Origin of the sequence: Abyssisolibacter fermentans (genome assembly GCF_001559865.1) — a bacterium.
Taxonomy (GTDB): Bacteria; Bacillota; Clostridia; order Tissierellales; family MCWD3; genus Abyssisolibacter; species Abyssisolibacter fermentans.
The window spans coordinates 1-11,614 of record NZ_LOHE01000037.1 but is presented as its reverse complement, the minus strand read 5'-3'; the positions used below and the strand labels follow the sequence as shown (position 1 = coordinate 11,614).

The 11,614-nt window shown below is 27.5% G+C and carries 7 protein-coding genes; 2 read left to right on the top strand and 5 right to left on the bottom strand.

What is annotated here, in order from left to right:
* Positions 1-33: 33 nt before the first annotated feature.
* The 4 genes from AYC61_RS03670 to AYC61_RS03660 all read right to left on the bottom strand — a co-directional run bounded on the left by AYC61_RS03670 (position 34) and on the right by AYC61_RS03660 (position 5,413).
* Positions 34-2,751, bottom strand: a complete 2,718-nt coding sequence (locus AYC61_RS03670) for a sigma-54-dependent transcriptional regulator (RefSeq protein ID WP_066497069.1) — start codon at positions 2,749-2,751, stop codon at positions 34-36.
* Positions 2,752-3,611: 860 nt separating this feature from the next.
* Entirely contained in the window at positions 3,612-3,857 is a 246-nt protein-coding gene (locus tag AYC61_RS21660) for a group II intron maturase-specific domain-containing protein (RefSeq protein ID WP_202906795.1), read from the bottom strand.
* Positions 3,858-3,880: 23 nt separating this feature from the next.
* Positions 3,881-4,114: a hypothetical protein gene (locus tag AYC61_RS20985; RefSeq protein ID WP_066497064.1), complete on the bottom strand. Its 234-nt coding sequence runs from the start codon at positions 4,112-4,114 to the stop codon at positions 3,881-3,883.
* Positions 4,115-4,810: 696 nt separating this feature from the next.
* Entirely contained in the window at positions 4,811-5,413 is a 603-nt protein-coding gene (locus AYC61_RS03660) for a flavodoxin family protein (protein ID WP_066497061.1), read from the bottom strand.
* A 1,097-nt stretch (positions 5,414-6,510) separates the two neighbouring features.
* Between AYC61_RS03660 and ilvA the strand changes: the two genes are divergently transcribed.
* Complete coding sequence (gene ilvA, locus AYC61_RS03655) at positions 6,511-7,713, top strand: threonine ammonia-lyase (RefSeq protein WP_066497059.1); 1,203 nt, start codon at positions 6,511-6,513, stop codon at positions 7,711-7,713.
* Positions 7,714-8,000: 287 nt separating this feature from the next.
* Here the strand turns inward: ilvA and AYC61_RS03650 are convergent, their stop codons facing one another.
* Positions 8,001-9,095, bottom strand: coding sequence for a GerAB/ArcD/ProY family transporter (locus AYC61_RS03650; protein WP_066497057.1), 1,095 nt, complete (start codon positions 9,093-9,095; stop codon positions 8,001-8,003).
* A 276-nt stretch (positions 9,096-9,371) separates the two neighbouring features.
* Here AYC61_RS03650 and AYC61_RS03645 point away from each other — a divergent pair, with 276 nt between their 5' ends.
* Positions 9,372-11,354, top strand: a complete 1,983-nt coding sequence (locus tag AYC61_RS03645) for a methyl-accepting chemotaxis protein (RefSeq protein ID WP_066497055.1) — start codon at positions 9,372-9,374, stop codon at positions 11,352-11,354.
* Positions 11,355-11,614: the final 260 nt, after the last annotated feature.

The window sequence follows — 11,614 nt, the reverse complement described above, 5'->3', positions numbered from 1 at the left end:
TAATAATTTTCTATGATTACTCTAGGTATAATATCAAATAGAATGAATTAATTTTAATACATTTGCATACTCTCCTAGCGGAAAGTCTATGTTGAATAATTCCACAAATGGCACAAAGGCTTTTTCTAACATAACATACTCCTTGGAATATTTTTTTAAAATCATATCATATTCCTGCAATTTATTTAATTTTTCTCCTTTAGAAAGCCTTTCAATAGCACAAGCAATATGTAATACTAAACCTGACAAAATCCCTTGATTAAATGTAATTCCATTGAGCTTTAATATTGAGTTGAATTTTTTAAATGCATTCATATAATGCTTTCCATCAATATCTATATTTTCACTTATCACTTTTTCAATACTATTTAAAAATACTGTGTTATCATCAAGCATTATAAGCTCATCAAATAATTTACTGCCATTGCCAATTAAAAAATCATTAGTTGCTATATAATTTATTGTTTTATCCTCTGGTTCTACACTACTTATAACAGCAATAATATTTTTCTCCTTCTTTATTTTTTTCAATTTCTTGTTGTAATCTTCTTTATTATATATACTAATAGGTAATATGTTAGGTATAAAAAGATAATCGTCTTCTCTGTCAAGTAATTGCTTTTCTAAAATATTTTTTAATTTAATAGCAGTTCCTTCTCCAGTAATACAAGCTGTAATAATAACATGATCTTTTATGTTATTGTTAAAATTATTATTATTGGAATACATCCTGCCAATATATGGACTAAAATTAATTACACCCTGGTAAACTTCTTCTAATGAAGAATAATTAAGCGATTTTCTTGTTGCCTCTAAAACCATTGGAGTGCTAATCATTTCAATGGTTTTAATTGGTATTTCTGTTTTTTGATAAATTATATCTCCAAGTAGTAATAATGATCCCATATCAACAAGTAACAATACACCTTTACCCTCATCAGCTTTTTTTACTAATTCCGTTAAATTCTTTAATGCAATAGTAACTTTTTGATTTAAAGGCATATTATAACCTATAGCATGCTTGGATCCTAATAGCCTATTAGCAACATCTACTATAGATGTTGCTGCACTTTCACCATGCATAGCTACTATTATACCTACGTGACCTGTTTGTTTTTTATCAACGCAATCATCAATAATTAAAAACATTGTTATGAAACCGATTTCATCCTCTGGTATATTTACCTTGAATTTCTTTTCTAATTCTGATACAAAATCAGAAGCCATATTAAATTCTAATGGATGCATATTTTTTATATCATCTAAATTGGGATTTACAATGGATTTTTGATTATTAATTCTTTCTAATGTACAAGACACATGAATAGACATTCCATAGACAATCTTTTCATTGAATGGGGTATTCAAACTGGCAAATGATTTTTCTAGAAATTTTCTAGTCATATCAACTATTTCTTTGTTTACTACCTTGTATAAATCATTAAAATGTCCTTTATTAGCATTATAAATATAATTTTTTATATATTTATCCAGTTCAAGACTTAAAATCAAAAGACTGTCCTTTTCATCAAAACCTTTAGTCTTCAAATCCTTCATTTTCATTTCTAATGTATCATAAATATTAAAAAAATCATTTTGTTGTAAAAAGGTAAAATCATTTTCTTCAGCAGTAATAGTAATTTTTTTATCTGTTATTCCTATGTCTTTTAATTCTTTTTCAAATTCCTTGTAACGAAGCAGCCCGTTTTGAACATACTCAGGTAAATATTCATTTGTTATGAACATCTTTTTTTGTTTATGTGATATATATTCCAAAAATGCTCTTGCACAACACAATTTTATATCACTTACAAGCTGTCCTATATTATTAATACAATCATATAAAAGAAAAGCTATAACAGTATTTGAATGAATATCAATTGATACTTTTAGATGACATGCCTGCTGTTTAAAATAAAATTCAATTAATTCCCACCGTTCACTGATAGTCATTTCTCTAAGAGCAGGTATTTTGACAATCATAGGAATACGTCTAACAAATGTTTTTAATAATACAGAATCAATATTTTCAGTTGTAGCACAAATAATCAAGATATTTGCACTTTGATAATGCTCGTCTTCCCCTAATTTTCTATAAAGTCCTCTATCAAGTAAATAAAAAAGCATCTCTTGTCCTTCAGGTGGCAACCGATGAATTTCATCTAAAAGCAATACTCCACCATCAGCTTTTTTAACAATACCATCTTTATCCTTATTTGCACCTGTGTAACTCCCTTTTTTAACTCCAAAAAGCTGTGATAATAATAATTGAGGATTATTTGCATAATCTGCACAATTAAAAGAAACAAACGGAGCAGTTTTTTTTATTCTTTTGATTTCTTTAGCATATTCATACATCAACTCAGCAAACATGGTTTTTCCTACTCCTGTTTCACCCGCTAACATAGTATGTAGTCCACTTGGTGGATATAATATTGCTGCTTTTACTTGTTTAATTGCAGTTTTTAAAGTTATGTCAGCTCCAATGAGCCTGTCGAATACACTAATATTAGTTGAATCGTTTTTGATAAATTCAGTCGTATCTATTGTGTAAAGAACCGGTTTACCCTTTATTTTATGTAACTTCCCATTATTAACTAAAGTATTAAGTTCACTGGAAGCATTTGATCGCTGTATATTTAAAACTTTCGCAAGTTCATTGGTTGTAACTCCTTTTATTTTTCCGAATTCTTTTTTTTGGATTTCGCATAACTTTTTTACCTCTAAATAAATTTCATCTACCTTCTTCATAAACTCCTCCTTTCTACATCATAAACCCCATAATATTAAAAAATCAACAATAGGATTAGCTTGTACACTTCTTAATTTTGATAAATTTGTATCATTTTGAGATTATTCATAATACTATACCTAATAATAATATTATTATCTATATAAATTAATCACTTATATAAAATGTTATAATTGCTAGCTTTAACACTTTTATAATACATCAATTAAATGTATAGGTAAATAGTTAACCCTAGATTAATCATAAAAAATCAAATATTGCAAACAAAAACAATACCTATTTTTTTAAGCGAAGAATTAATATCACGATTTTAAGTGAATCACTTACTCACATGAAGAATGATTGATAATTACCGATTTTACACTTGTCCACACGAAAGCTTATATTGCTAACTCATCTACTAAATCTATTATTGTTTAAAAAACAGCTAAATTAGCGTTTCACCAATAATATGTTAGGATATAAGCTCAATGATAATTTCCAAATAGTTTTATTCTTTTTTTAAGAAACAATCCAATAGAATTACTCAAAATCAGAATTGATAATCGAATAGGAGGTATTTGATTATTTCAATTACCGACTTCTCCACCAAGCATACCGTTGGGTACTTGGCGGTTCATTAAGACAATCTGACTTTTTCGTACTGTGTTATTAAACTTTTAAAACCATGATTAATCAACCTTTGATTAGTTATGGTTTTGTTTAATATTGGTCTATTCGATATTCTCCAATATCCTTTTCGGGTATTTGCATATTCCCATACTTTATCTTTTAGAACACCTAATTTCCTTAGACATTTATACCTTGTTTTAACCTTTTTCCATGTTTTCCAGATACAAGCCCTAAGTCTTCGGCGTGTCTATTCTTCTATCTCTTTAAGCTTATTCTTCATATTTGCTAGTTTGTAGTAGTTAATCCATCCTACCGTTATCTGATTTAGTCTTTTTAACCTATATCTAAAATTCATGCTAATATTTCTATTTGTAATTTCTTTTATCTTCTTTTTAAATCTTCTATAGCTTTTCTCATGAACTCTGAATTTTACTCCAGTTTTAGTATAGTAGAATGTATACCCTAAGAACTTTCTCTTTATGGGCGAATCCACTGCGCTTTTATTTGTGTTGACTTTTAATTTAAGCCTTTGTTTCTTTTGACTCTTTTATATGCTTCATATAAGTTACATTTACTAACTATTATTTCTAATAATTTCTCAGTACTTTGTTCAGATTCGGTTTTCGAATATAGTAACGCCGATAAAACACTGGACACTCCCCGTTTACCTTGGATTACCAATCCTACTTCCACAGAGTAGTCTTCTTTTGAAGTTTTCTGTCTTTCATTCATGTTTATTGAGTATACCATTTCTTAATCACCTCCCTAATGTTCAGTCCTTCCCATTTATATATCATTAAATGGTACTATGACATCTGCTGACTTCTGATAGTTCAGCTATACATCTCTGTATAGGTTATCATTCAAATATTTAATCTGTTGTAACATATCTATCAGACCTCCCTAGGTAAGAACATAATCTTGCATTCCATATATCTGCCACATTTACTGTAATAACTTTCGGGTGATACGGACTTAGTTTTGTTATGCAAACTCATCCAACTATATTCAGCCTCATATGTGATTCGTGTTCCTCAGACCGAAAATTTGCCTCCAGCTTCCTTCAGATTCCACCTCACAATGGACACCCTTGCTCTTGGCTAACACCTGTGTTCAGGACTTTCTCCCTATAGATTATGTCCATGCTAGGCGCACAAAAATAAATCCTTCAAATTAAAGAAGGATTTATAGAAATTATAAATTTTTGAATCTACTATGTCATCCATCATAAGAATATAAAATAATGGAATTAACAGTTATATAAAGTGGGATTAAAAGTTATATTTAATACTAGATAAAAAACAATATTATTTCGAGTAAAAAAGTCTTGAAATTATATTTATCCGCAATTTTGATAAGTTTATAATTTCCTGTGTGTTATAAGTAAAATAGTAGATTATTGACTATTGTCGTTTCTACTTGAATATCATTTTAATAATTTAAACCTTAGATTATTTTACCTTTTATCATATTTCTTTCGATAGCTTTTTTTATATTGAAACCAATAGCATATGCTTGTTTCAATTCATCTTCTCTTCCTTCAAAATTACCTAAATCATGTATATTTTCCATAGTAAATCTTTCTATCGGTTTTATGTTTAAATGTCCAAAATAATGCTCAATAGTATCTATAATATGATTAGTTTCATTTTTTCTTTGACCTGCTCTGATAGCTACAGAAATTCCATACTTTCCTTCTGGAACAATATTTCCACCTTCTCCTGTATCACAATATGGCGTACTTCTATCAAAAAATACTTTTAACTGTCCAGTAACATCGCCCCAATATGATGGTGATGCAACTAAAACTACATCTGATTCTAATAAATCTTCAAAAATAGCGTTCATATCATCATGTTGTTTACATTTTCTCATGCTATAACAATAGTTGCAACCTTCACAATAATTAATATTTAAATATCCTAAAACATATCTTCTAACTACAACCCCTGCTTCTTCCATGCCTTTAATAATTTTATCTACTACTAAAGCTGTACTACCATTATTTCTCGGACTTCCAATAATACATACTGCTTTAATTTTAATCACCTCTCAAATTTTTTTTCATTTCATTTAGAGAACAAACTACTAAGAAAGATTAAAGGTAGATTTTAATCTAATTTCCAATAGATTATAAAATGTAAAGAGTTTAATCTTTACTTCATTACTTTTTTGGTTATAGCTAATTATACCTTATTGCTTTTGAATTAGTTTTAAAAATACTATCATTATTTGCTTCACTAGAACATAAAATTCCCAACCGACTTTTAATCGAAATAATATATTTTGTTTACTAATCCCCAAAATACTATCACTATTATTTTTTACCTTCTATACGTTACTTTTTATAACCTAGTAAAAAATCTTAAATACTTCATGATATCTGATACTTCATCTTATTTAATTACTTGTCCTATACTATAACTAAAATTTAATTAACTAAAAAACCGTTTATTATAATTCCACTCCTTTCAGATTATTTATACCTAACTCAGTATCAGTTTTAAAATCTACAATCTTATTAATTCAAATAGTGTAATAATCTTCACTTAGAATCAATGAAACTATCATTTTTTCCAAATATAAAAATAACTCTACAATATAATTATTAGGCTAATATCACAATATTCCTTTAACTACTTTTGTCGATTTTTAGTTTACATGCTCTATTGCGTAAATCATCAAAAAAATTTTTTTATTTTTTTTATAATACTTATAAAATATTATATTTTTAATACTTCTCAAGTTGTAAATACCCTTATTTATGAGCATAATGTACATGATTTTATTAATTTCGCTAATTTTCTAATTTACAGTATATACAATTTAAGAACTATATGTAACTTTAACAATTTATTGCATCATTGACAATAGACGAAACCCTTGATAAAATATTTTTAATGACATAATTATATTGACTAGAAGGCTTTATTATAACATCAATCAGTTTTAAGCTAATATCATGCAATATTATTATATAATTAATACGTGTTTTATAATGTTAATTATAAATTTATTTAAAACTGAAATATAGTTCAACCATTTTCGCGAAAGTAAAATGGTATGACTAATAAAAACTCGTCCTTGTAATAAAGGATGAGTTTTTTATCACAATCTAACCATGACAATTAAAGGAGGTATCATCTATGTTGAATTTCAATGAAATCCAAAAAGCTAAGGAAAGATTAAATGATGTTACAAAGAAAACTAATTTAATATATAGTCAAGTATTTAGTAATGAATGTAATAATGAAGTATATATTAAACCTGAAAATCTTCAACTTACAGGTGCCTATAAATTACGTGGAGCTTATAATAAAATTAGTAAACTTTCAGATGAAGAACGACAAAAAGGACTCATTGCTTCATCCGCAGGTAATCATGCACAAGGCGTTGCTTATGCAGCTAAAAAACTAGGTGCTAAAGCAACAATTGTAATGCCGAAATCTACACCTATAATAAAAGTTGAATCCACTAAAAAATTAGGTGCAGATATAATTCTCGAAGGAGAATGCTATGATGAAGCTTATGCTAAAGCAAGACAATTAGAAGAACAAGAAGGATATACGTTTATACATCCTTTTAATGACCTGGATATAATTGCTGGTCAAGGAACAATTGGTATAGAAATATTAGAAGAAAATAAAGATATAGATTATGTATTAGTTCCAATTGGAGGTGGTGGTCTAATAAGTGGTATCGCTACTGCTGTAAAACACATAAAACCTTCAATAAAAGTTATAGGTGTAGAACCTATTGGTGCAATGGCTATGAAAAAATCTATAGAAAACGGTAAACTTATAGAACTTGATTCTGTGAAAACAATAGCTGATGGAGTTGCTGTAAAAAGACCTGGTGATATACCTTTTTCAATAGTAAAAAAATATGTTGATGATATAATAACCATTTCAGAATACGAAATCATGGAAGCTTTCTTATTACTACTTGAAAATCATAAAATGGTTGGCGAGAATGCTGGTGTGTTATCTTTAGCAGCATCAAAGAAACTAAATGTAAAAAATAAAAAAATAGCTTGTGTCATCAGTGGAGGTAATATAGATGTGCTTACGATATCTACACTTATAAATAGGGGCCTAGTAACAAGAGGTAGAATTTACTGTTTTTCAGTGGAATTACCTAATACACCTGGTGAATTAAATAAAATATCCAAAATTTTATCAGATTTAAATGCAAATGTTATAAAGTTTGAACATAATAGATATGTTACTTATGATAGATTAACGAATGTAAAACTTGAAGCAACCATTGAAACTAGTGGAAAAGAGCATATAGAGCTTATCAATAAAAAACTTAAAGAAATAGGATTAGAAGTTAAGACAGTTCACTAATTTATTTCATAGAAAACAGACCATTATACTGCTTAGTATGTGTGGTCTGTTTTTTGATTATTTTATTTTCGGTTTAAGTATGTTCACAAAACATTACAAGAAAATCACTGCACTATTTTTTATGAAAATAGGCTATAAAGCTATTCTTTTCTTGGAGATGCAAATAAGAATTATCTGACTCATAAATACATAAATAAAATTGGAAAGAAAGTTGAAACAAAAAAAGTTGTTGATGCTTAATCATAAAATAATTTAAGATTTTTAGTTCTATTCTAATTCTAAAAGCACTATTTGAATTGCTTTACTAATCGTTTCTTTTTTATTTCAGCAGTAATCCATATAACAATAGGTAAAATTACTTGAAATGGAGAGGTAAAATACAGCCATATTTCGAATTGAAATTCATTATAATCAAATACACTATCATATTGAAAAAAAGATAAATTTATTACTAATAAAGTAATAATCGTTACGATAAAACGATAATCTTTAAATCCAAATATTTTAGTAAGTCCTTTACAAGTACATAGTATCAACATTCCTATTTTAATAAATCCACCTAACAAAAAAACAACAGCAACAACAACTTCTACTCTTTGAATTATACTAGCTATATTAATTCTTTGAACAGAATAGTAGGTAGAATAGTAGGTATTTGTTGCTGTATCAACTCCTATTACCAAAATACTTGTTAAAGAAAATATAAGAAGATATATTCCACCTAATAATAATCCTAAGTTATAAATTTTATAAGTTGATTTTTTTGTTTTGAAATCCTTAAAAACTATAGCAAATGCTATTATTTGACCAAAAGGAAAAGAAAAAGAATTAAATGCACCTTTTAAAATCGGTTTTATTCCATTATAAAATACAGGGCGTATATTGTCTATATTCATATCAGGTATTAACAACAATGATGAAATAAATAATATAAAAACAGGAATTATTACTAAAACTTCGCTGAATCTTCCCATAACCTCTATACCTTTTTTTATTCCCAAACCGCATAAAGCAGCAAAAAACATCATAGGTATAATTTTTGGTGTTTCCGTAAGACTAACTATTTTTATAAAATTACCGTAATTAACTAAAACATCAGCAGCCCAATAATATACAAATAAAGTTAATATTATTATAACAATTTTACCAATAAGTCTTCCAAAACATATTTCAATAATGTCATATAAGTTTTTGCTTGGAAAAATACACTGAAGACGGCTATAGATAAAAGCGAAAGGTAAAGCTAGCATTATAGCTATTATAATAGCTATCCATAAATCCTTTTTAGCTTCTAGCCCCATAATAACTACTGAAGATGATCCTGTTATAAACAGAATTATTAGTGCTATACCCTGTTTATCAGAAATAATTTCTTTATTCATTATTTATTTCTCCAATCTTATAGTTAATCAATATTTTTTGAATAATCCAATTATTGTATTTTAGTTTAACCAAATAATTAAATTTAATAGTATTTTTTCCTACAAAATTGGAATTTATTATTCACAAGCTTATTCTTAAAAACATTACTATTTTAGAAATATAATTGAATTAGTTAAAACTAAATTAACTATTTATTTATTAATAAAAAAAAATATGCTATAATTATTACGAAATAAATGGTAATAATGCTAAAAAAAATAGGAGGCTATAGTCGTATGAAAATGAAAATAAGACGTAAAATGATATCAGCATTTATTATATTAATAACCCTACCTTTAATAGGTTTAGGAATCGGCTCTTATAAAAAAACATTAGATATAATTGAAGGTGATTTGGAAGAACTCTCTATTAGCACTTTAGAAGGAATAGACTCATCTATTCATAATTACCTACAGGGTTATGAAAAAGTTATAAATATTATGTCAGATAACTTGAATGTAAAAGAAATTTCATATCATCCAGAATACGAACAATGGATGCTTGATCTTTTCAAAGGGATAAAAAAATCAAATAGCAGTATAACCGCAATTAACATGGGATTAAAAAATAAAAAAATATATTCTTATCCACATCACCAATTTTCTTCAAACTTTGATCATACAAAAAGGCAATGGTATAAAGATGCATATACCAAAAAAACAGTTTGCTGGACACAGCCTTATACTGATGAAATAACAAAAAAATTAACAATATCAGTATCAGCACCTGTATATGGTACTAACGCAAATGAATTTATTGGTGTAGTATCTATAGATATTGATTTGGAATCTCTATCAAATATAATAAATGAAATGAAAATAGGCGATAACGGCTATCCTTTTCTTGTAGATGCAAATGGTAAATTTATGACTCATAAAGATATAAAAAAAATTGGGCAGAAACTTGAAATAAATGAAATAGTTGATGCAATCTCATCAAATCAACAAGAAAATATTACTTATACCTATGAAGAAAGGGAAAAAAATGCCTCTTTCAAAAAAATGAACAAAACCGGATGGACAATAATAGGTACAGTGTATGCAGATGAAGTTTTTGATAGAGCAAATGTTATGATATATAGTACTATAATCATAGGAGGAATATCTTTATTAGTTGCTTTCATAATAGCTTATTTCTTTTCTAACAGTATAACAAAGGGTATTAAGCATTTACATAATGATATGGAAAAAATTAAAGAAGGTGACTTAACTGTAAGATCTAATATAAAAAATAAAGACGAACTTGGAAAACTTTCAAAAGATTTCAATAGTACAGTAAGTCAGCTATCAAATTTATTAAAAAATATCAGTAAGATATCTGATCAAGTAAAAACTTCTTCTGAAACCTTAGCATCTACAGCAGAAGAAACAAGTGCAATTTCAGACGATATAGCAGATGCAGTTGATGGAATAGCTAAAGGTACTGTTTCACAAACCTCTGATATTGAGCAAACAGTTAATCTAACAAATAATTTAGCTAATAAGTTAAACAAACTAGCTAATAATACAGACCATATGTTAAGCTCTGCAAGTAATGTAGTAAAATCAAATTCGAATGGTATTAGCGCTGTCAACGATTTAAAAGAAAAAACACAATTAACTAACAATACAACCAACAAAATGGAAAAAGCAATATTAGGGTTAGATGGCAAGTCAAAAACTATAGGTCAAATAATAAATACTATTACAGCTATTGCCGAACAAACAAATTTACTAGCTCTCAATGCTGCTATAGAATCAGCAAGAGCTGGAGAACATGGAAGAGGATTCGGAGTAGTTGCTAATGAAATAAGGATTCTTGCAGATGAATCAGCTAATGCTGCAAACGAAATAAAACATATCGTAGAAGATATCCAAAATGACACTGATGATACTGTTAAAATAATGCAGGAAGTTAAAGAAGTAAGTAATGAACAAGTAGATGCAGTTTTAAGAGTAAATACTTCATTTGATAATATATCAAAATCAATAGAAATGATTACTAATAAAATTAACACTATAGATGAATTTGTAAATCATATGAATAATGAAAAAGATTTAATTGTAGCTTCAATAGAAAATATAGCATCAGTATCAGAAGAAACAGCAGCTTCTTCTGAAGAAGTTAGTGCATCTATGGAGCAACAAGCAACAACCGTTGAAGAAGTTGCAAAAGCAGCTGAACATCTAAATGAGCTTTCAATAAAATTAGATAATGAAATAAAAAGATTTAAAATGTAAGATTTTAAAAAGTAGCCTCCTTTTGATATGATACTTCCAAAGTAGACAGTTTAATTAATTAAAATTAGATTGTTTACTTGGAGGTATTTTTATTATGGGAAGAAAACCAAAATTAAGTAAAGAAATAAAAGTAAAAGCATGTGAAGATTATAAGAATAATCAAGGTAGTTTTATTAGCATAGCTAAAGCTTATGGAGTTAATAAAGAATCTGTTAGACGATGGTATTATAGCTATTTAAATCATGGACCTGATGTATTTG